This window comes from Geodermatophilus saharensis, assembly GCF_900188205.1.
GTDB lineage: Bacteria > Actinomycetota > Actinomycetes > Mycobacteriales > Geodermatophilaceae > Geodermatophilus > Geodermatophilus saharensis.
On record NZ_FZOH01000012.1, the window covers coordinates 1 to 21015 of the forward strand.

The 21015-nt window shown below is 75.0% G+C and carries 21 protein-coding genes; 4 read left to right on the forward strand and 17 right to left on the reverse strand.

Going from position 1 to position 21015, the window contains the following annotated elements; genetic code table 11:
- A partial coding sequence (locus CHC04_RS21880) for an integrase core domain-containing protein (RefSeq protein WP_141233802.1) occupies positions 1–319 on the forward strand: 319 nt, incomplete at its 5' end.
- A 44-nt stretch (positions 320–363) separates the two neighbouring features.
- Here CHC04_RS21880 and CHC04_RS21885 read toward each other — a convergent pair.
- The 5 genes from CHC04_RS21885 to CHC04_RS21905 all read right to left on the reverse strand — a co-directional run bounded on the left by CHC04_RS21885 (position 364) and on the right by CHC04_RS21905 (position 4416).
- A complete protein-coding gene (locus CHC04_RS21885; protein WP_089406085.1) occupies positions 364–954 on the reverse strand; it encodes a nitrile hydratase subunit alpha in 591 nt (196 codons plus the stop codon).
- Positions 951–1229, reverse strand: coding sequence for an SH3-like domain-containing protein (locus CHC04_RS25445; protein WP_342743520.1), 279 nt, complete (start codon positions 1227–1229; stop codon positions 951–953). The genes CHC04_RS21885 and CHC04_RS25445 overlap by 4 nt, the downstream gene beginning before the upstream one ends.
- Complete coding sequence (locus CHC04_RS25450) at positions 1222–1512, reverse strand: SH3-like domain-containing protein (RefSeq protein WP_089406086.1); 291 nt, start codon at positions 1510–1512, stop codon at positions 1222–1224. The genes CHC04_RS25445 and CHC04_RS25450 overlap by 8 nt, the downstream gene beginning before the upstream one ends.
- A 77-nt stretch (positions 1513–1589) precedes the next feature.
- Positions 1590–3005 carry an FAD-binding oxidoreductase gene (locus CHC04_RS21900; RefSeq protein WP_089406087.1) on the reverse strand — a complete coding sequence of 472 codons (1416 nt, stop codon included), beginning with the start codon at positions 3003–3005 and terminating at the stop codon, positions 1590–1592.
- 112 nt (positions 3006–3117) lie between these two features.
- Positions 3118–4416 (reverse strand): glycosyltransferase 61 family protein, encoded by a 1299-nt coding sequence (locus CHC04_RS21905; RefSeq protein WP_089406088.1) that lies wholly within the window; start codon positions 4414–4416, stop codon positions 3118–3120.
- Between the two features lie 134 nt (positions 4417–4550).
- Between CHC04_RS21905 and CHC04_RS21910 the strand changes: the two genes are divergently transcribed.
- Both CHC04_RS21910 and CHC04_RS21915 read left to right on the forward strand, forming a co-directional pair.
- A complete protein-coding gene (locus CHC04_RS21910) occupies positions 4551–5516 on the forward strand; it encodes a DUF5715 family protein (protein WP_089406089.1) in 966 nt (321 codons plus the stop codon).
- The gene (locus CHC04_RS21915; protein WP_089406090.1) at positions 5516–7105 is read left to right on the forward strand and encodes an asparagine synthetase B family protein; all 1590 of its coding nucleotides are present in this window, start codon (positions 5516–5518) and stop codon (positions 7103–7105) included. Before CHC04_RS21910 ends, CHC04_RS21915 begins: the two co-directional genes overlap by 1 nt.
- Positions 7106–7117: 12 nt before the next feature.
- Here the strand turns inward: CHC04_RS21915 and CHC04_RS23750 are convergent, their stop codons facing one another.
- The 11 genes from CHC04_RS23750 to CHC04_RS21970 form a co-directional block, all read right to left on the reverse strand.
- Entirely contained in the window at positions 7118–8281 is a 1164-nt protein-coding gene (locus CHC04_RS23750; RefSeq protein WP_141233887.1) for a M15 family metallopeptidase, read from the reverse strand.
- A gap of 27 nt (positions 8282–8308) precedes the next feature.
- Positions 8309–9457 carry a hypothetical protein gene (locus CHC04_RS21925; RefSeq protein ID WP_089406091.1) on the reverse strand — a complete coding sequence of 383 codons (1149 nt, stop codon included), beginning with the start codon at positions 9455–9457 and terminating at the stop codon, positions 8309–8311.
- Complete coding sequence (locus CHC04_RS21930; RefSeq protein WP_089406092.1) at positions 9457–10944, reverse strand: hypothetical protein; 1488 nt, start codon at positions 10942–10944, stop codon at positions 9457–9459. The genes CHC04_RS21925 and CHC04_RS21930 overlap by 1 nt, the downstream gene beginning before the upstream one ends.
- Entirely contained in the window at positions 10941–11441 is a 501-nt protein-coding gene (locus CHC04_RS24380; RefSeq protein ID WP_089406093.1) for a hypothetical protein, read from the reverse strand. Before CHC04_RS24380 ends, CHC04_RS21930 begins: the two co-directional genes overlap by 4 nt.
- 5 nt (positions 11442–11446) lie before the next feature.
- Positions 11447–12769, reverse strand: coding sequence for a hypothetical protein (locus CHC04_RS21940; RefSeq protein WP_141233888.1), 1323 nt, complete (start codon positions 12767–12769; stop codon positions 11447–11449).
- A gap of 36 nt (positions 12770–12805) precedes the next feature.
- Positions 12806–13426, reverse strand: coding sequence for a hypothetical protein (locus tag CHC04_RS21945; protein ID WP_089406095.1), 621 nt, complete (start codon positions 13424–13426; stop codon positions 12806–12808).
- A 22-nt stretch (positions 13427–13448) separates the two neighbouring features.
- Positions 13449–14414, reverse strand: coding sequence for a hypothetical protein (locus CHC04_RS24385; protein ID WP_089406096.1), 966 nt, complete (start codon positions 14412–14414; stop codon positions 13449–13451).
- 96 nt (positions 14415–14510) lie between these two features.
- The gene (locus CHC04_RS24650; protein WP_217897506.1) at positions 14511–14999 is read right to left on the reverse strand and encodes a helix-turn-helix transcriptional regulator; all 489 of its coding nucleotides are present in this window, start codon (positions 14997–14999) and stop codon (positions 14511–14513) included.
- Between the two features lie 264 nt (positions 15000–15263).
- Complete coding sequence (locus CHC04_RS21960; RefSeq protein WP_176450144.1) at positions 15264–16022, reverse strand: SRPBCC domain-containing protein; 759 nt, start codon at positions 16020–16022, stop codon at positions 15264–15266.
- A gap of 76 nt (positions 16023–16098) precedes the next feature.
- The gene (locus tag CHC04_RS21965; protein ID WP_089406098.1) at positions 16099–16656 is read right to left on the reverse strand and encodes a hypothetical protein; all 558 of its coding nucleotides are present in this window, start codon (positions 16654–16656) and stop codon (positions 16099–16101) included.
- Between the two features lie 9 nt (positions 16657–16665).
- Entirely contained in the window at positions 16666–17133 is a 468-nt protein-coding gene (locus CHC04_RS21970; RefSeq protein WP_089406099.1) for a hypothetical protein, read from the reverse strand.
- A 168-nt stretch (positions 17134–17301) separates the two neighbouring features.
- On the opposite strand from CHC04_RS21970, the gene CHC04_RS21975 reads away from it, so the two are divergent.
- The gene (locus tag CHC04_RS21975) at positions 17302–20568 is read left to right on the forward strand and encodes an ATP-binding protein (RefSeq protein WP_141233889.1); all 3267 of its coding nucleotides are present in this window, start codon (positions 17302–17304) and stop codon (positions 20566–20568) included.
- On the opposite strand, the gene CHC04_RS21980 is transcribed toward CHC04_RS21975, so the two are convergent.
- A complete protein-coding gene (locus CHC04_RS21980) occupies positions 20529–20960 on the reverse strand; it encodes a GNAT family N-acetyltransferase (protein WP_089406101.1) in 432 nt (143 codons plus the stop codon). The genes CHC04_RS21975 and CHC04_RS21980 overlap by 40 nt on opposite strands.
- Positions 20961–21015 lie beyond the last annotated feature (55 nt).

Here is a 21015-nt window from a genome sequence, read left to right on the forward strand (position 1 = left end):
CTGGTTCGCCGGGCATGGGGTCACCATCGAGCGGGTGCTCACCGACAACGCCATGAGCTACCGCCGCGGCAACGCCTGGATCACCGCCTGCACCGAGCTGGGCATCGTTCGGCGGTTCATCCAGCCCGGCCGCCCGTGGACCAACGGCAAGGCCGAACGGTTCAACCGCACCCTGCGCACCGAGTGGGCCTACGCCACCGGCTGGACCAGCAACGACCAGCGCACCACCGCCCTGGACGCCTGGCTGAGGCACTACAACACTGCCCGCAGCCACTCCGCCCTCGGAGGCCACCCACCGATCAGCCGACTGGCCGCGTGAACAACCTGTCCGGTCACGACACCTAGCCGTACCGGGCTCCAGCGTCAGACCGCGGCGGTCCCGATGAGCCCCTTGCGGGTGACGAGCGCGGCGAGCTGCTCCTCCGAGAGCCCCTCGGTGCCCTCGGGACGGCGCGGCACCACCATGTAGCGCGACTCCGCGCTGGCGTCCCACACCGAGATCCGCGTCGTCTCGGGCAGCTCGAGCCCGAACTCGCGCAGCACGCCGCGGGGGTCGCGCACCACCCGCGAGCGGTAGGCCTCGCTCTTGTACCAGCCGGGCGAGGGCCCCAGCAGCGCGATCGGGTAGCAGGAGCACAGCGTGCAGACGACGACGTTGTGCTCGTCGGCGGTGTTCGCGACGACCTTCAGCCGCTGCTCCTGCAGGCCGCCGGCCATCGACAGGCCCACCTCGCGGATGGCCTCGTTCGCGTCGGCGAGCAGCCGCTCGGCGAACCCCGGGTCGACCCACGCGCGGGCGGTGATCCGGGCCCCGTTGGCCGGCGAGCCACCGGCCAGGAACTCGTCGATCCGCCCGTCGATCTCGCCCTCGTCGAGCAGACCCCGGCTCTCCAGCAGCGCCTCCACGTGGCGCACCCGGGCCGAGATGACCGAGCTGGGATGGTCGCCGCTCATGCGGGCTCCTCGATCGGGGTCAGGTAGTCGGACCACAGCTCCACGGTGACCGTGTGGTCGCCGGAGCCGAACAGGTCGGCGGCCGCGAACCGCACGTGCCACACCGGCTGGGGAGTGCCGGCGCGGCCCCGGGCCCGGTCGTCGGCCAGCGGGTGCCGCCCGGCCTCCTCGACCAGGACACCCACGGCGCCACGCACGTACCGGGGCAGCCGGGTGTGGCCGTCGGGGTCGGCGGTGCGGGCGCGCACCCGCACGCCGGGTGCGAGCTCAGTCATGCGGCACGTCCAGCTCGTCCGGCGAGGCGACGCCCTTCTCCGCCAGCAGCGTGGTGATCGCGGTGATCCAGCGCTCGTAGTAGGAGGCGGCGAGGTACTCCTCCGGCGGCATCCGCTCGATCGCGTCGCGGAACTCGTCGAGGTTGTAGACGCCCCGCTTGATCAGCGCGCCGTTGAGGGCGAAGACGTGGGCCTCCCAGTCGGCGTGGAACGGCGGCTCGTCCGGTTCCTCGGCGATCGCCGGGAACCCGGCCATCCCACCAACGTCGTTGATGCGGCTCACCCGCCCTTCCTACCGCGCCGGGACGCTCACCCGACAGGCGAGTCGCCCACCGGGCGCGGCGATCCGGACCGGCCCGGCTAGGCGGAGGACCCCCGCGGCTGGGGTGCCACCGGCGTGATGTTCGGGTTCAGCCGGAACAGGTTCCCGGGGTCGTAGCGGGCCTTGAGCAGGCGCAGCCGGTCGAGGTTCGTGCCGAAGGAGGCCCGCACCTTCTCCGGCGGGTCGTCGGTGGCGAGGTGGTTGACGTAGCCGCTGCCCTCCATGTGCGGCTCGGCCGCCGCCCAGTGCGAGCGGAGCCAGTCGGTGTGCCGCCCGGACTCCCCCGCCTCGGTCCACTGCGCGATGACGTCGACGTCCCACTGCACGCGACGGGCGGCGAACGCGGTGTCCCCCGCCGGGACCCGGGCCGCCGCGCCGTGCACGTGGAAGAAGAGGATGCCGCTCAGCGGTGAGCTGAAGTCGGCAGCGGCCGCGACGACGGCGTCGATCAGGCCGTCGTCCAGCTGCTCGGTGAACGCCGAGCGCCAGTAGCGGTGCAGCCCGTGGACGCCGTTGGGCTGGTCGAGCATCGACTGGCGCGCCACGTACGGCATCGGCGCCACGAGGTCGGCCAGCGGCGGACCGAACTCCCGGGCCGGCCGCAGCACCCGCTCCCCCTCGTCGAGCGGGCCGTTGTAGCCGAGCAGCATCGCGATCACCGGGACCCCGGCCTGGGGGTCGGTGAGCAGCGCGCAGTACGCCTCGGCCTCGTCGGGCAGCGTCGGGCAGAAGTCGCGGTAGAAGCGGAGCACCTCACCGGCCCGGTCCAGCGGGTGCACCACCATGCCGCCGAGCACCTCGGGCACCGGGTGCAGCCGGAAGCGCAGCGACGGGACGACGCCGAAGTTGCCGCCGCCACCGCGCAGCGCCCAGAACAGGTCGGGCTCGTTCTCCGCGTCGACGGTGCGCAGCTCGCCGTCGGCGGTGACCACCTCGGCCGACAGCAGGTTGTCGACCGACAGGCCGTGCGTGCCCATGAGCCAGCCCAGGCCACCGCCGAGCGTCAGCCCGGCGACCCCGGTGCTCGAGACCGTGCCCCCGGTGGTGGCCAGCCCCGCCTGCTGCGTCCGCTCGTCCAGCTCCCGCCACAGGACGCCCCCGCCGACCTGCGCGGTGCGCGCGCCGGCGTCGACGGTGATCTCCTCCAGGAGCGACAGGTCGACCACCAGGCCGCCGTCGTTGGTGCCGTAGCCGGGGGCGCTGTGCCCGCCGCCGCGGACGGAGAGCAGCAGCCCCTCGTCCCGGGCGAACCGGACGGCGCGCTGGACGTCGGTGGCGTCGCGGCAGCGGGCGATGGCCGCCGGCCGGCGGTCGACGTTGCCGTTCCACACCTGCCGCGCCGCGTCGTAGCCGTCGTCGCGCGGGCGGAGCAGGGGCCCCTGCAGATCGGCGGCGAGCGCGGTCAGGGCCCCGTCGCGCACGGGTCCCGGCCGGCCGGTGTCGGTGATCGCCATGGTGCCTCCTCCGCGACGCGGGGCTCCCTGCCTCGGCACGGGCACCCTGGCAGCGGTGGCCGCCTCCCGGACAGGGCCGGAAGCCCCCGCCGGTCCCCTCGGCCCGGGTCCCTCACTCCTCCAGCGTCGCGAGGAAGCGGGTGAAGCGGGGGTCGTCGCGCACCGCCGCGGCGAAGTCGCGGACCTCCGCCTCGACGAGGGCAGGGACGTCGACGTCGCCGAACCCGGTGAACTCCGCCTCGGTGAAGCCGGCGTCGCGCAGCGAGGTGCTGACCTCGTACCAGTCGACCAACGCCCGCGCGTCCCACGAGTCCAGACCGAACTGGTACTGGCGGCGCACGGCGTCGATCCACGTCACGTCCTGCCCGTAGCCGTGGAACTGGTCGACGATCCGGCTCAGGTCCCAGCGCGGGTCGCGACGCCGGGCGACGACGGCGACCCGGGCCGCCAGGTCGGGCAGCAGGACGCAGCCGTGCAGCGCCGCCCCGTCGCAGAAGACGATCTGCTCCGCCCGGCTGTACACCGTCAGCTGTTCGTACAGCGAGTGCCGCTCCGGGTGCAGCACGGCGTACCCCTCGCCCCGCAGGTACTCCTCGAACAGCGTCTCGCCCATCGGCCGCCCGAGGCGGCCCGGCAGCGCCGAGCGGGACACGTACACGCGCGTGGCCCCCTCCAGTCCCTCCGGGACGGAGTGCGGGAACGAGAAGCCGCGCACGAACTCGACGAAGGTGTCCGGCGGGTTGCGGCACAGGCCGTAGCCGTACATCTGCTCGGGGACGAGGACGTGCGCCAGACGCACGGGCGAGTCGAGCAGCAACACCCGGTCCATCGGGATGCCCAGCCCCGTGAGGGTCTGCTCGACGAAGCCGCGCTTCCCCAGCAGGTCGAGCCGTCCGTAGCCGGGGTGGAAGGCGACGTGGGGGTCGAGCCCCCGGACCTGCTCGTGGGCCCACAGCCGCCCGAGCGACTCGAGCAGGAAGTGGCCGAAGTGCCCGTGGAGCAGCCCGCCGTACAGGACCGGGACGCGGAACTCGGGCAGTCGGGAGCCCGCGGTCAACGCCAGGGGGTCCGCTTCCTCCTGCTGCGGCTCGCCGGTGTCGAGGTGCACGGCCTCGGGGAGCAGGTGCCGGGTCCGGCCGTCCAGCAGACCCCCGCTGAACGCCCGGTCGCGTCCCGGCACGAGCGGGACGGAGACGACGTCCCGGTGGACGGTGATCCGACCGTCGAGCTCCGAGGGCACGGCACCGGCGTGGTGGAGCCGGCCGGCCAGCCGGGCGCGCACCGCGTTCGCCCGCGGGTGCGCCCACAGCAGCCGCGGGTCCCGGGTCGCCAGCCGGTGGCCGCGTGCGGCCAGGCGGCGCGCGCGGGCGACCGCGCGGCGGGCAGAGAGCCGATCGGTTCGCCCGCGCATCGCCGTCGCGCCCCCCTCACCCCGGACCCCCGTCGGGGAGGTGGACGCTAACAGCGGGCGCAGCCCGCGGCGTGCCGAGACGATCGGCCGGTGGTGCTTGTCGTGTTCCGGGCCGGGTTCGTACAGTTCCAGCGGTGGAGGCCCCCCGCGCCCGCCGAGCCGTCCTCAGCCGTCAGATCCGGCAGGAGCGCGGTTCGCCGGCGGTCGGCGTCTCCGACCGACCCCGGGGAGTCGCCGGAACCGGTCCCTCACCTGCCGACCTGGCCGCCTACCGCAGCGCCGTCGACGACGTCGTGCAGCGGCTCGAGCACGACGGAGCGGTTCCCGCGCCCGACCGGGTCGCCGAGCACCCCGAGGTGCGCGCCGTCCTGGACCTCGTGCCGGGCGGCACGGACGACGTGCTGGCGCGGATCGCCCAGGAGGTCGGCGCCTTCCGCCCCAGTCCCCGCTCCAACGCGCGCACCCCGGCGACCCTGCTCAAGATCCTCCTGCTGCAGCAGATCGACGTGCTGTGGTGGTCCTCGGTCCGCCCCTTCACCGACGACGCCGACGTCCTGGGCTCGCCGGAGATGGCCTGGCTGCCGTCGCTGCGCCGGCGGCGGCAGCTCGCCTTCCGCTACCGGGTGTGCGCCACGCACTTCCCGGCGCGGGCCCGCAACCACGCGGTGCACCGCTGGGCCCCGGGCCGGGAGCCGGTTTCGTCGGGGCTGAGCTACCCCGTCGCCCGCCCGGCGATGGTCGCGCTGCTCAACGAGGTCGCCGACCGGTTCGCCCAGGCCGCCGGGCCCTGGCCGGGCAGCCTGTGGGTGAACTGCATCGTCCGCAGCACCGCCGTCCAGCAGCGGCTGCGGGCGCTCGGGTACTCGGCGCTGCTCCCGAGTGCCCACTGCACCGGTCACGCCGCCGACATCGAGATGGCCTGGCTACGCCGGCACGGCGTGGCCGCCGCCCTGGAGGACGTCCTGACCGCCTACCGGACCGAGGGAGTGCTCAACGTGATCGACGAGGGCCAGGCCTGGCACGTGTGCCTGAACCCCGCCGTGGTGGACCGCTACGAGCGCCTCGCGCCGCTGACGGCCGGCCCGGCGGGGAGCCGCTGATGTGCGGCATCGCCCTGGTGCTCGGGGAGGGGGCCGAGCGCGAGCAGGCGCTCTTCGCCTCGATGCTCGCCGCGATCTCCCCCCGCGGCGAGGTCGACGAGGTCCTGCACGACGACGCCGCCCTGCTGGGCACCTCCCGGCTGCGCATCGTCGACCGCGAGCACGCCGTCCAGCCCTGGACGTCGGAGGACGGGCGCTGGGCGCTGTGCTTCAACGGCGAGGTGTTCAACCACGGCGACCTGCGGACGCAGCTGCACGCCGAGGGCCGGCGCACCCGGTCGGAGAGCGACACCGAGGTCGTGCTCGAGACGGTGCTCGCCTGGGGCGAGGACGCGCTGCTGCGCATGCGCGGCGAGTTCGCCTTCGCGCTCATCGAGCGCGACAGCCGCCGGGTGTTCCTCGCCCGCGACCCGGTCGGCGTCAAGCCGCTGTACTGGGCGCACGCGGGTGGCCGGCTGCACGTGGCGTCGGAGGTCAAGGCCCTCGTCCCGCTCGGCGTGCGGGTGCACGAGGTGCCCCCGGGTCACTGCGGCTGGGCCGCACCCGACAGCCCGCCGGACCTGCACCCCTACATCGACCTCTACCGGCTCGGTGAGGGCCAGCCCGAGCTGGCCGACGTCGACGAGGCCGCGGCGGCGGTCCGGACGACCCTGACCGACGCCGTCCGCATCCGGGTCGACACCGACCTGCGCGTGGGCGTGGTGCTCTCCGGCGGTCTGGACAGCTCGCTGACCCTGCTGCTGGTGCGCGAGCTGCACCCCGACTGCGTCGCCTTCACGGTGGGCGCGGAGGGCAGCGAGGACCTCGCCTACGCCCGCAGGCTCACCGCCGACCTCGGCGTGGAGCACGTCGTCGTCCCCGTCCGGCCGCGGGAGCTCGGCCTGGGCGACGTGCGGGAGGCGATGCGGGTCTCCGAGCTCACCGAGTACGGCGACATCATCAACGCCGTCGTCTCCCAGCGGCTGTTCGCCGCCGTGCACGAGGCGGGCGTCAAGGTGGTGCTCACCGGCGACGGCTCCGACGAGCTCTTCGGTGGCTACGCCATGTACCACCGGATCGGTGACGCCGACCGGCGCCGGCTGTTCCTGCACAAGATCGCCCACCTCAGCCGCACGGAGCTGCAGCGCGTCGACCGCACCTCGATGGGCCACCGGGTGGAGGCGCGGGTGCCCTTCCTCGACGTCACCATGCTCGATCTCGCCATGCGGATCCCGCAGGAGCTCAAGCACCGCGACGGCTACGAGAAGTGGATCGTCCGGCACGCCTTCGCCGACGTCCTCCCCGACTACGTCCAGGCGCGGCACAAGAACCCGATGTCGCACTCCAGCGGGCTGCACGAGCGGATCCGGCTGTTCCGGCCGCTGTTCCCGCGCCTCTACCGCTCCCTCGGGTACGACTGCGCCGCTCCGCTGCAGCGGGACTTCTCCGAGGTGCTCCGGGAGCACGACTACGACCTCGACGCCGCCGTCGACGCCGCCCGGACCCCGCGCGACCTCACCCCGGCCGAGCACGCCCGCGACCTCGCGGGGGCGCTGCGCTGGAACCTCGCCTCGCTGGTGCGCCGGCCGGCCCGCACGACCGGCCCCTGACCGGTCCGCTCGTCAGCCGCCGCGCAGTCCCCGGCGCAGCTCGTCGGGGCTCACGTTCACCTGGAAGTGCATCGCGTCCTTGACCGACCGCCACCGCCCGCCCCAGGCGAGCACCGGCAGACCGTCGACCGTGGTGATCGCCTCCACGGCGGCGACCTGCTGCGGCGTGAACGCGGTGTCGGCGCGTCCTGCCTTCACCTCGGCGCACCGCTGGTCCTGGGTCGGCTGCGCCGAGAAGCGGACCACGGGCCGGTCCGGGGTCACGCGGTAGGGGTTGCACGAGGGGTCGATGTCGGTGGCGATGCCGTAGGCGTGCAGCGAGGGCCCCGACCCGCCGGTGATCGGCCGGTTGACGTAGTTCCACACGCTGCGCGGCCGGTAGCCGGTGGCGGTGAGCGCCCGCTCCAGCGCTCGCCACGCGTCGACCGTGTAGGGGTGCACCGGCGTGGCGCGCAGGCCGAACAGCTGCAGCGGGACCATCCGGACTGTCTTCTCCGCCAGGTGCTCGGCCCACGCCCGGCGCAGCCAGGTCGTCGACCGGGCGACCCGGGTGGCGGCGGGCGGCCCGGCCGGCCCGGCGGCGAACAGCCGGTGGAGGGCCGGGCGGACGACGCCGTCCCGGATCCGCCGCCACTCCTGCGCCAGCGCCGTCTCGTGCCGGGCGATCGGCGTCCCCCGGCGCTCGGGGTGCAGCGCGGTGAAGACCAGGTCGGTGAGCGCGTTCTCGTCCCGGGTCCCCAGGGCGAACGCCGCGGCGATCGCCTCGGGCCAGCGCCGCGCGGCGAGGGCGGCGCGCAGCTGCTGGTCCGGGCCCGGGGCCGGCCCCTGCGTCTCGCGCTCCTCCGCGGCGGCCTCCCAGGCGGCGTCCCGCTCCGGCGGCACGGCCGTCGCCGCGGGCAGGAGCCCGGCCGCACCGCGACCCCGGCTCCCGCCGTAGAAGTACCGGGCACCGGCCCGACGCCGCGCCAGCCGGCCGTCGGCCCGCCGGGTCACCCGGGCCAGGTGGAAGTGCGGCCGCGGCCGGGCGTCGTGGACGACCGTCCAGCCCGGTCCGAGGGCCCGGGCCCGGCGCACCGCGAGGGCCCGGGCGTGCGCCCGCGAAGCGCACCAGAGGTCCTGCCGGTCCCTCCCGTCGACGACGCGGGGAGCGGCGGGCGGGGACGACGTCCGGAGCACGGGAACTCCTCTCGGGCGGTGCGGCGGTCAGCCGAGGGCCAGGTCGCGGCGCGCGGCGGGCCGCACCGGGACCACCGGGCGCGGCCGGCGGTCGTGGACCGGGAGCGCGGTGACCCGTGGGGCCGCCCGGTCGGTGACGACGCCGATCGCCTGGGCGCTGGTCAGCCACTCCTCGGAGTCCTCGGCGACCTGCAGCAGCAGCGCCTCGAACTCGGTCCGGCCGCTCTGCAGGACGTGCGGCTGGGCCAGCCAGCGCAGGATCTCCCGGCCGGTGACGGCCATCCGCTGCCGCGGCGAGGTCATCAGCGGCTCGTGGAAGTAGCGGGTGAGGACCTCCTCGACGACGTCCCAGGCGTTGTCGGCTCCGAAGACGCGCTTGACGTCGTCGGCGTCGAGGATGCGGAACGCCTCCTCCAGCAGCTGCATGACCTCGACGCGCAGCACGTTGATGTTGCCGTAGGACACGAACTTGAGGTTGTTGCGCAGGTCCAGGCCGGCCCGCCGGACGACGGCGATGCTGCCGAACGTCGGGTCGTTGGCGCGGTCGCGGATGACGTCGGAGATGCGCTTGTCCCGCCAGTACTGGGCGACGTGCCGGTTGAACAGCGTGAACAGCGGGTGGAACTCCCGGTTCGGGCGGGCGTCGCCCGGCGGCACCTTGGCGCCGTAGCCGAACGCCCGCCGGTAGGCCGCCGCCCGCTCGTGCCGGGTGCCGCGCAGCACCTCGCGGCGGTCGAACTGGTAGAGCCCGTAGGCCCCCGGGCCCGCCGACAGCCGGACGGCGCCGTTGCGGAACAGCTCCCGCAGCTTGCGGACGACGCGGAACACCCCGACGCGTTCGTGCTGGTAGATGTAGTAGAGGTCGCCGATCGCGATGATCCGCTCGGAGGTGACCGTCTCGTCGTAGTGCTCGACGCCCTGCGGGATGCGGGTCTGCCCGAACTGCCGGGCCGCCTCCGGGCCGAGCCCCACCAGCTGGGCCAGGCCGCTGTCCGGCGGGATCGGTGCGGCCTTGTCGGCCTCCTCCGCCTGGCGCATGTAGTCGTCGATCTGGTCGACGAGGGCGTCGGCCAGCCGCGGGGTCTCCAGCAGGTCCACCCCGAGCTGGTCGATCGCGTCCTGCCGCAGCTGGGCGAACCGGTCCAGGAGGGCCTGGTACTGCGCTTCGGTGGCCATCAGTTCACCTGCCTCACGTCACCGGCCGCGCTGGGGTTCCTCGCGGCCGATCGCGGGTCGAACACGAAGGCGTGCGGTCCCTGGGGCCCGACGACGCGCACGTAGTCCTTCTGGAACCCCTTCTCGGGGTACTCGGTCTCACCGTCGGTCGTGCGACGCAGCACCTTGAAGTGGACGGGACCGACGGGCAGGTCCAGGGGCTTGGACCAGTAGCGGCCGTCCGCACCGCGGTACAGGCGGATCTCCCGCTCCCAGTCGCCCAGGCGGGTGCCACTCCCCCTGATGACGTAGGCGGGTGGGCTCTTCGTGTTCGGTGCCACGCTCGCCGATCCGGCGACGACGTCGTCGAGGTGACGACGCAGTGACTTCAGGGCCTCCTGGACGCGCACGGAGTGGATCCCCAGGTCGCTGCCCGGCTGGTCCTCCTCGTCGTCGACGGCCTGGGCCACCAGGTCGCACAGCTCGGTGGCGGCCGGCAGCAGGGCTCCCGAGATCGCCAGCTTCCCGCCGTCCTTGACCAGGCGCGGACCCTCCTGTGTCGCGAAGTCCACGATCCAGTCCAGCAGGTCCTCGAGGAGGATCGAGCCGCCGCAGATCGGGATGCGGAACGTCCGGCGCTCGTCGGCGTCGATCAGCACCGAGTCCAGCGCCGCGCGCAGCTCGTCGACCGAGCCGGCCACCACGGACAGCTGGCGCTCGAGCTGGACCAACTGGATGCCCAGGAAGGGGTTGCCCTCGCCTCCGCCGAAGAACCGCTTGTCCCGCTCCCAGCTCGTCCTCAGCGACACCAGGTCGTCGACGATGATGCGGAAGCTGGTCAGCTGCTGCTCCTCGTCGGCGTTGTTGACCCGCTCGTCCGACCCCGACTGGCCGAGACCGAGCCGGTCCCGGAGGTCCCCGAGCCGACCGAGGACGTCGTCGGGGTCGGTCACCGAGGCGTCCTCAGGACCCAGGAGGACCCGCCAGAGGTGGTCCACGCGCGGGACGCGGGGTCCGCCCAGCTTGCCGAGTTCGTCGACCAGCTCGCGGAACTCGGTCTCGATGACGCTCTTCAGCGCGGCGCAGACCTCCTCGTCCGTGGTCTCGAGGAGCGGTCGCAGGTCGTGCAGCAGACCGACGGAACGGGTGAGCGACTCCCTGGCCCGCACGTGCAGGCTGGCCTGCGCGCCGACGACGCCGCCCTCGAGCTCGCTGTGGAAGCTCGCGATGTTCGGGCGGCGGCGGTAGAGCACGCGGCCGTGCTTCTCGTAGGGCTCGAAGGCCTGCTCCAGCGCGGACAGGACGCCGTCGATGCGACCCGGCCGGCGCCGCCAGCCCAGGACGTCGCCGATCACGCGGTCGACGGAGTCCTGGAGGTCGCCGCTGCCGCCGTCCTCCCGCTCACGGGCCGGTGCGGTGGCCTGCGTCTGCACGGGGTAGGCGAGGAACTGCCGCAGGGCGTCGGTCAGCTCCTTGTCCCCTCTCCCGTTCCCGGCTGCTGTCGTCATCCCGTCCTCCCCGGCGTGTGTACGTAGACCGGCCCGGCCGAGGCGCGGTCGGCGAGCTCCTGCCAGCACCGGCACTGCGCCTCCTGCAGCGCGGTGACCCGCGGCCGGCACCGGTCGATCCCCTGCCGCACGACCCGCACCCAGGCCGGCCACTCGCGGCCGCGGTGCCGCAGCGCCGTGACCGGTTCGAGCGCCTCGTAGGAGACGACGTCGTCGCGGAACCGCTCGCCCAGCGCGGTCAGCGCCGTCTGCGCCGCGGCCAGCCGGCGCTGGACCTCCACGAGGTCGAGCCGGTCGGCGGCCTCGGCGGCCAGCAGCAGCGCGTGGTGGGCCTCCTCGGCCCGCCCGGTCAGGTCGTCCACGGCCCCGCCGAGCCGGTCGACCACGGACAGGTCCGCCGGGGCGTCCTCGCGCAGCGTCAGCGCGAGCGAGCGCAGCTCGGCCCGGAGCTGCTGGCAGCCCCCGGTGAGGTCGGCGAGCGCGGCCGGGACACTCATCGCCCTCACCGCCGCGCGAGGTCGCGGTAGAAGTGCCGGGTGATGACCTCCGGCGTCGCCAGCCGGCGGTCGAAGGCCAGCCGGGCGGCGCCGATCAGGAACCGCTCGGGCAGGATGCCCGGGTCGATCCCGCGGGCCAGCCGCCCCGCCGCCTCCTCGATCATCTGCTGCTCCTTGGGCGCGAAGCGGACCACCTGCGCCAGCGACCGGCGGCCGAGCGTCTCGTAGCGCCGGAAGCACATCGTGTCGACGACGAGGCGCACCGCGTCGTCGGCCGACTCCAGCACCGCCTTCGGGTAGGGCGCCGCCGGCCGGCCGTAGGCACGCCGCCACGCCCGCCGCGAGCCCTCGGCCTCCTCGGGGAACCCCATCCGCGACAGCAGCTCGGCGCTGAGGAACAGCCGCAGGTACGGCGTCGGGTGCACCGCCGTCGGGTTCCAGGTCCAGACGCTCGCCGGCGCGCGGGCCAGGATGTCCATCAGCGAGGCGACGACGGCCGGGCCGCCCAGCAGCAGGCCGCACAGGTCGGCGAAGGTCTCCCGGTTCCACCGCCGCCACACCCGCGCGACCTGCGGCGGGTGCCCCGCCTCGACCAGCCGGCGCTCGACGGTCTCCGGGACCACCCGCGCGAGGCCGAGCTCGTTCTGCAGGTTGTGGCTGACCTCGTGCAGGACCGCGCCCAGGGTCCACGGGTTCACCAGCCGGTGGTAGGGCAGCTGGATCTGCGGGAACGGGTTGCGCTGGAACCCTAGCCGCCGCAGCCGGACGTCGCGCCGGAAGGTGGCCGGGGTGGGCCCGGACTCCATGCTGCACATCGGCGCCGGCTGCGGCACCGACTTGGCGGTGCCCAGGCCGAGGAAGGCGTCCTGGTAGCAGTCCAGGGCGATCCGGTCGCAGCCGAGCAGCCACTCGCCGAATCTCCCCTGCCGCTGGCCGAAGAAGACGGTGTAGAAGTCCCAGACCCGCTCCACCGCCCGCACGTGCTCGTGGGCCACCTCGCCGGCGGTCACGAGCGCCCGCAGCCGCTCCGGGGTGGGGTCGGTCCGCGCCTGGTCGGCGAGGCCGGCGACCTTCCGGGTGATCGTCAGCAGCGGCTCGCGCAGCCGGGTGATGAGCGCGTTGACCGCCTCCACGTGCCCCTGGGTGGGGGCGGCGTGCCCGCTGCCGAACTCCTCACGGGTGAAGGGGCGCAGGGCCAGGGTGTGGCGCTCGAGGTTGCGCGCCTGTGCGCTGGTCCACCGCGCGAGGACCGCGGGCGGCCGCGGCGGCGACGGGCGGGGTGCACTCCCCCGCCCGCGCTGCGTCGCCGCTGCGGCTGGCGCGCTCATGACCACGCTCCCTGACTGGACCCGGTGGGGTGCTCCTCAGCACCGGCACCAGCGCTGTCCGTTGACGACGATCGACCCGCCCGGGACGGCCGGCGGACGGCCCGGCCCCATCCCGTTCGCCTGCCGGGCCCGGCGCCGGGCGTCGGCGATCCACGCCTGGTCGGCCCGGCGGGCCCGCTGCACCACCCGGCGACGCCGGTGCGGGTCGCGCAGCGCCCGCGAGGCGTGGTGCGCGAAGCGGCGGGTCACCAGGTCCAGGGAGACCGGGGCCCCGCGCGAGTACCGGCCCGCCACGTCGGCCGTCGTGCGGCGGACGACGTGCGGGAGCGCCTGGACGTAGGGCTTGGCCGCCGGGCTGTTCCACAGCTGCCGGCCGAGCTGCACCGCCCGCTTGGTCAGCTCGGGGACCCAGCGGGCCGCCGCGGGCGCGAGCCGCGCCGCGAGGGCGGGCAGCGCGCCGAAGAAGGCCTCGGCCTCCGCCTCGGACTCCGTCTGGGCCGCCATGGCCGCCAGGTGCTCCATGAGCCGGATCTCGGCCGCCGGTGAGGCCGCCGACCCGTACTCGAACTCGGGCTCGCCGTAGAACTCGTCCTCGGGGTCGCCGTAGAGCTCGAGCTCGCGGGCTGCGGGGAGCAGGTCCTCCATCGTCATCGACATCGCCGGTCTCCTCGGACGGTCGTCAGCCGGTCAGCGCGCCGCGGCGGGCGCGGGGCGGCTGGGTGATCCGGCGGACGGCCCGCTGGTTGCGCTGCGCCGCACGGGCGGCGACGCGCGGCTGGGTGAGGGCCCGCCGGGTCTGGGTCTGCACGACGCGGCCGACGGTGCTGCGCGTCACCGGCTGCCCGCGCCGGGCACGGCGCACCAGCGGGCGGACGGTCGCGCGGGTCACCGCGGTGGGCAGGATCGTGACGATCGGCTGCGTGCCCTGCCGGCGGCGTGCCATGCGGGTGAGGATGCTGTTGACCTGCACCAGCTTCGGCACGATGTCGGGGACCAGCCGCTGCAGGACGGCCTGCTCCCGCGGCGTGATCATCATGACCGTCGCCGCTCCGATGAGGGCCTCGGCCTCGTGGGTCGACGGCGTCCGGGCGGCCGCGGCGGCCATCGTCTGGGCGATCGCCTCGTTCTTCGTCATCGGTGCGGCCGGGGACTCGTCCTCGTACTCCAGCTCGTACTCGAGTTCGTCCTCGTACTCCCCCTCGTACTCGCCCTCGCGGCGGCGGGCGCGCCGGCGGCGACGGCCGAACAGGCCGCTGATGGCGCTCATGGCGCCCGGCAGGAACTTCGCCGCCAGGGGCAGCGCCTTGGCGGCGAGGGGTGCGGCGGCGGCCAGCAGCGGCAGGAACTGCTCGTCCTCGAACTCCGCCTGACCGGTCCCGGCCGCGCCGAGGACCTCGTCCTCGAACTCGTCCTCGTACTCGTCCTCGAACTCGCCCTCCCCCAGGCCGAGCGCGCTGCCGAGCCCCTGGACCAGCCCGCCGAGGAAGTCCTCGCCCTCGTCCTCGAACTCGTCCTCGAACTCCCCGAGCGGGCCCTCGGCCGACGGCTCACCGAACAGCTCGTCCTCGAACTCGTCCTCGGGTTCGCCCATGAGTTCCGGGTCGAGCGTCTCGAACCCGACCTCTCCGTCCTGCGAAACGCTCATGAGGCCCTCCCTCATCGTGCACTCCTGGCCCCCGCGACGTTAGGGAGGGAATGGCACCGGCCCCATTCACACGTTCCCGGGTCACGTGTCCCGGTGTCACGTCTCCGGGCGTCGCGCGTCCCGGGGTCGCGTGGACGGGGGACGCGGGTCGCCGTCGGCGAGGAGCCGGGCGACCATGGCGGCGCGCGAGTTGACCTCGAGCTTGGTGAACACCCGCCGCAGGTGGGTGCCCACCGTCCACTCGCTGATGTCGAGGACCGAGGCGATCATCCGGTTGGTGCAGCCGCGGGCGACCATGCGGACGATCTCCTCCTCGCGCGGGCTCAGCGACACCCCGGCCGGCTGCGCCGGCGCGTCCACGACGGTGACCTGGCAGTCCAGGCCGTCGACGTCGAACCGGACGACCAGCCCGCCCTCGGGGGCGGGCCGGTGGCGCAGGATCTCCCGGACCGTGCGGCGCAGGTCGTGCACGGCGCGGTCGACGGCGTCCTCGGCCTCGGAGAGCGGTCCGCGCGCGGCCGCCGCGAGGCCGTCAGCGGACTCCCGGGGCGCCGCCGTCCGGCTGGTCGCTGCGGTCGCTGGCACCCCGGCCTCCGTTCCCCCGGCCCGGTCGGATCGGGCCGACCGTAGACCCGCACGCGCGGTGCACTCGTGTCACACGTCCTGAGGACTGCGGCACCGGCGGCGTCTCCCGACCATTCCGCGCGCCATTCCCGGGGGCAGGGGAAATGGCCGGGCGCAGCTGTCTGCGCCGGTGCGGGCGGCCCCTGGGGAGGATGCCGCCCGCACCGTCACGGCAGCGTCACCGCGGCGTCACGGCTCCCCGCGGGCCGGAGGGACGCGTCGGGTTCAGCCGCCACAGCCGGTACGGCCACGGCAGGTCGTAGACGAGGACGTAGGCGGTGTACGGCGCCAGGGCACGACGCGCGCGTGGATCCCCTGCGACCGCTCGCCGGAGCGCCAGGAGAGGGACCACGAACGCGCACAGGCCGACGAAGCCGGCGCGGGTGCTCCGTCGACCGGAGAAGGCCCCGTTTCAGGTCTCGTTGCCGGCATCGCCGGCGTGCCGATGAAGGCGTTGCCCGCCACGGCGGCCGCGCCCGTGCAGGCGCTCGCCTGGAGGACCGATCGCCGCCTCACGCCGTCCCCGATCCCGTACCGGCCCGCGTGTGCACCGGCTCCTCCGCCCGCCTCCTCAGCGCCTCGTTCATCGCCGCGAAGGCGGGCAGCGTGCCCCGGGTCGAGCGACGCAGCGACCATCGGGACGAGGACGCCGCGGGAGGTCTCCTCCTGGACGAGCCGGGTGCCGCCTTCCTGCGGCTGCAGCACGAAGCCGTGCTCGGCGTCCATCAGCCCGGGCAGCACGAGCCTGCCGCGCCACCGCAGCTCGCGGCCGGGAGCGGCCTCGACGATCCGGGGCCGCAGGGTCATCGTGCGGCCGCCGACCGGCTGCATCCTCAGCGTCAGCCGGCGCCCCGGACCGACGATCCCCTCCGCCGCCACGATGAACGGGTTCCACCGGGGGTGGGCGGCGAGATCCGTGAGCACCTCCCACACCCGTTCCGGCGCCGCTCGGATGTCGACCTGTGCGCACAGCCGTCGGGACACGACGTTCTCCCTCGTGGAGTGGGGGTGGTACGGGGGATGTCGTCCACCGCCGGTGCACCGGGGCGGGAGGGGGCGGTCACGAGGACCTCGCCGACAGGACGGGCGGATCCGCCGTCTCCCCGGTGGGCTGCGACCGGCGCGCCCGCAGCCGCCGCAGCCCCCAGAGGACGGCGGCGTCGCAGAGCGCCAGCCCGACCAGCGCGGGGACCGTCATCGCCCATCCGGTGCCGTCCCCGGCGACGACGCCCCACAGCAGCTTGCCGCCGGCCATCGCGTTGAGCAGCACCAGGCCCCAGACCACCGACCGCCGCCAGAAGGCCAGGCAGTAGACGGCAAGGGCCAGCGGGGCGAGCGTCGCCTGCACGACCTTCCCGAGGTCCCAGGTGCCGGTGAGCCACTCCCGTTCGAAGTCGAGGAACTCCAGGATCTGCGGGTCGGGCCGGGCGGGTGCCGGGAACCAGAAGACGCTGGTGGCCAGGGCGACGAGGGTGGCGGCGATGCCCCAGCCGCTGCGCCGGTGGGCGAACCAGGCGAGCGGGATCAGGAAGAGCGGCCGGATGTACCAGCTCAGCGGGTTGGCGTGGCGGTCGAAGGCCCAGTCGCCGAAGTCGGCGAGGAGCTGAGCGACGTCCATGACGATCTCCTAGGAGTGGGTCGGTGCAGGTGCGCGGGAGTCGGTCACCGGTGCGGCCGAGGGAGGGCCGGCGGGCAGCCGGAAGGCCAGGACCAGCAGGGCGACGGCGGCCAGGCTGACCGCGGCGAGCGTGGTCGACTGCAGGACCTGGTCGGCGGTGGTCGGGAGCACCGACACGTGCAGCTGGTGGTAGAGCTGGTGCGGCAGGTCCAGCACGACCACGGCCAGGCCGGCGGCACGGGCGACCCACACGACCCCGGTGAGCAGCGCGACGAGCGCGACGGTGGCGACGGCGAGGTTGCCGAGGCCGACGTCGCGCAGCAGGTGCTCGTTGTAGGGGCCGTCCGGGCTGACCCAGTGGTGCCCCATCCCGGGGAAGTCGGCGTAGAAGGACTCCGGGAACGCGGCCTGCCAGAGGCCGATCACCAGCCCGAAGAGGACGAACCAGCCCAGCAGGGCCTTGACGGCGAGACGCACGGGGGCCTCCGGGAGGAGTGGGGATCCGACGGAGGGACCGTCGGGCCCGGCCCTTGACGGATCGTGGGCGTCGACTTGACGGGGGACGGCGGCGAGGGGCGGGGACGCGGCCGTCGCACGGCAGGATGGTCCGACGGCGGACCTGGCGGGGCCGGGAGGCGGTGGGCGGTGCAGTTCGACATCCTCGGGCCGCTGCAGGTCCGCGACGCGGGACGACCGCTGGCCCTCGGGCGGCCGAAGCAACGCGCCGTCCTGGCGATCCTGCTGCTCGACGCGGGCAGGGTGGTCCCGCTCGACCGGCTGGTCGAGGAGCTGTGGGGCCCGCAGTCGCCGCCGCAGGCCCTCGCGTCGGTGCAGGCCTACGTCTCCCACCTGCGGCGGCTGCTGGAACCGCAGCGCGCACCCGGCGCCCCGGCGACGGTGATCCTGGCCCAGGCGCCCGGCTACCGCATCGTGGTCGACCCCGGCGACCTCGACGCCGCTCGCTTCGAGGCCCTCGCGCGGACCGGGCAGGACCTCCTGCAGCGAGGGGAGGCACCGCGCGCCGCCGAGACGCTGAGGGAGGCCCTCGGGCTGTGGCGCGGGCCGGTCCTGGCCGACTTCGCCGACGCCCCGTTCGTGCGGGTCGAGCGGACCCGGCTGGAGGACCTCCGGCTGACCGCGCTGGAGGACCGGCTCAGCGCCGACCTCGGCGTCGGCCGGCACGCCCGGGTCGTCGCCGAGCTCGAGCAGCTGACCGGCGAGCACCCCTTCCGAGAGCGCCTCCAGGGCCTGCGCATGACCGCCCTGTACCGGTGCGGACGGCAGGCCGAGGCGCTGCAGAGCTACCAGCGCTTCCGCGTGCGGCTGCGCGAGGAACTCGGCCTGGACCCCGGCCAGGCGCTGCGGGACCTCGAGCGGGACGTCCTCTGCCAGGCCCCGCACCTGGACCGGACGGCGGCGTCCCGCGCGGTACCGGACGTCGCCCGTCCCGTCGTCGTCACCCCGGACGCCGAGGTCCCCGTTCCGTCCGGAGAGCTGGTCGGGCGGGACGCCCACCTGCGGGTGGTCGACGAGGCGCTGGCCGGGACGGCGAGCGGCCGGGGGCGGGTGGTCCTCGTGGCGGGCGAGCCCGGGATCGGCAAGACCCGACTCGCCGAGGAGGCGGCACGGCGGGCCCGCGGCTCCGGCGTCACGGTGGCCTGGGGCCGCAGCGACCAGGACGCCGGGGCCCCGCCGTTCTGGCCCTGGACACAGGTGCTCCGCGACCTGCTGGGGGACGGGCCCGCCGGACCCGCCACGGCGGAACTGGACGTCGACACGGTGGAGCTGTCGCCCCTGCTGCCGGAACTGGCCGACGGTGGACCGCGGGCCGCCGCTCCCGTGGTCGATCCGGAGACCTCCCGCTTCCGCCTGTGTCGAGCGGTCACCGCGACCCTCCTGCGGCTCGCCCGGAGACGGCGGCTGCTGGTGGTGCTCGACGACCTGCAGTGGGCGGACGCCGCCTCACACCGGCTGCTGGGCCACCTCGCCACGGCGGTGGCCGACGCCCCCGTCGTCGTGCTGGTGACGTACCGGGACCGGGACCTCGACGGCGCGGAACCGCTCGCCGACACACTCGCCGAGCTGGCGCGGGCGGCCCCGGTGGACCGGCTGGAGCTGACCGGCCTGGAGGTCACCGACGTCGCCCGGGTCATGGCCTCCCACGCCGGCACGGACCCCGACGGCGAGCTGGCCCGGCGGATCCGCGACCGCACCGGCGGCAACCCCTTCTTCGTCCTGGAGGTGCTCCGCCTGCTCGGCGCCAACGGCTGGCCCGACCGGACCCCGGCCGAGGCGGCGGCGCTGGTCGCCGAACAGATCCCCGCCGGCGTGCGCGACGTCCTCCGTCGACGCCTGGGCCGGCTGCCCGACCAGACCCGCACCGTCCTGCTGGTCGCTGCGGTCGTCGGTCAGGAGTTCGACCTCGACGTCGTGCGCGCCGTGACCGGGGTGGACGACGACGACGTCCTCGGCTCCCTGGAGCTCACCGTGTCGGCCGGACTGGTCGTCGAGGACCCGGCGAGGGTGGGCCGCTTCCGCTTCGCCCACGCCCTGGTCCGCGAGGCCGTCTACGGCGAGATCAGCCGGGCACGGCGGGCCCGGCTGCACGCCCGCGTGGGGCAGGCGCTGCTCGACCACCGTGGCGGCGACGCGGACTCCGTCCTGCAGACGGCCCACCACTGGTGGCTGGCCGCACCCGTGGTGGGCGCCGAGCAGGCGATCCCCCACGTGGTGGCGGCGGCGGAGCTGTGCCTCGAGACCTCCGCGCACGAGGACGCCGAGCGGCAGCTGCGCCGCAGCCTGGAGCTCCTCGCCACCACCCCGGCGTCCGACCACCGCTCGGCCACCGAGCTGCCGATCCAGCTGCGCCTCGGTTCGCTGATGGTCCAGCTGCGCGGCACCGGCATCGAGGCGGCCTGGGCCTGTTTCACCCGGGCGCGCGAGCTGGCCGAGGAGCTGGGCGACAGGGCGGCCCTGCTCGCCGCCTGCCGCAGCCTCTACGAGGTGGCCTTCGCCCGGGCCGACCACTCCGCAGCCGCCGCCCTGGCCGAGGTCATGCTGGACATCGCCCGGATCAGCAACGACCCGGCCGTGCTGGTCGTGAGCCACCTGTCGTTGGGGCGCACCCTCTGGTGCCAGGGCCGGCTGATCGCCGCCCGGGGACACCTGGAGACGGCGCTGCGGGAGTCGACCTCGGTGGACCAGCCGCGCGAGTTCCTGCCGCCCCGTGTGCCGTTGCACCTCCAGCTCGCGGCGGTGCTCGCCCCCCTCGGCGAACCCGACGCGGCAGCACGCCTCCTGACCGTCGCGGTGGAGGAGGCCGAGGAGGGGTCGCCGTTCGCGCACGTCATCGCCGCCACCGGCGCCGCCCTGGTCACCGCCCTCGGACGCGACCTCCCGTCAGCGCGCGCGTGGGCCACCGAGGCGCTGGATCTCGCCGAACGCTGGCGCATCCCCACACCCGGCGGGTACGCGGCCGTGGTGCTCTCCTGGATCCAGGCGCTCGAGGGCGGTCCCGGGGACGCGATCGCCGACCTGCGCCGCCACCTGCACCGGATCGAGGCCGGAGGCGCCCAGCACCTGCTCGCGTGGGGGCTCGGCCTGCTGGCCGAGGCCCAGCTGCGCACCGGCCGGCCCGCCGAGGCGCTGCGCCTGCTCGACGACGCCCTGGCCCGGGTCGACCGCACCGGCGAACGGCTCTACGAGTCCGAGCTGCACCGCCTCCGGGCGCTGTCCCTGGCCGCGCTGACGCCACCGCGGACCGAGCAGGCCCACCGGGCCCTGCAGCGGGCGGCGGCCGTCGCCCGTGACCAGGGATCCCCCGTGCTGCTGCGACGCGCCCTGGAGACCCGCCGCACGGTCGCGCTCGACGATCACAGCGGCAGCTGCGACCACCCCGCCGCGCAGCCCTGACCCTGCTCCCGGGGGACGAAGCCGGCCCCGGCGAGCAGCGCGGCGACCCGGCGGTCGGCGGCGGGCGGTGCGGTCAGCTCCTCGACACCCGCCGCCCGGAGCCGGTCCGCGACCTCGCACACCAGCCGGCGTCCGAGGTGCGGGTCCCGGTGGGCCGCCGACACGGCCAGGCCACACAAGCGGGCCGTGGTGGGGTCCACCGATCGGACCACCACCACCCCGGCGAGACCGCTGGCCGTGGTCGCGGTCAGGTCGCACAACCCGTACCACTGGCAGGTGGCGTCGTGGTCGTCGAGGCGGCAGTCCGGCAGCAGCCGTGCGGCCTCCCCCCGCTCGGGCTCTGCGTCGAGCCGCCGGAAGACGATGCCGGCCGGTGAACCGCGGGCGGTCATCGTGCCTCCAGAGGGCCGGGTGTCTCGACCCCGACGGTGCCCGCGCGGTTTGCCG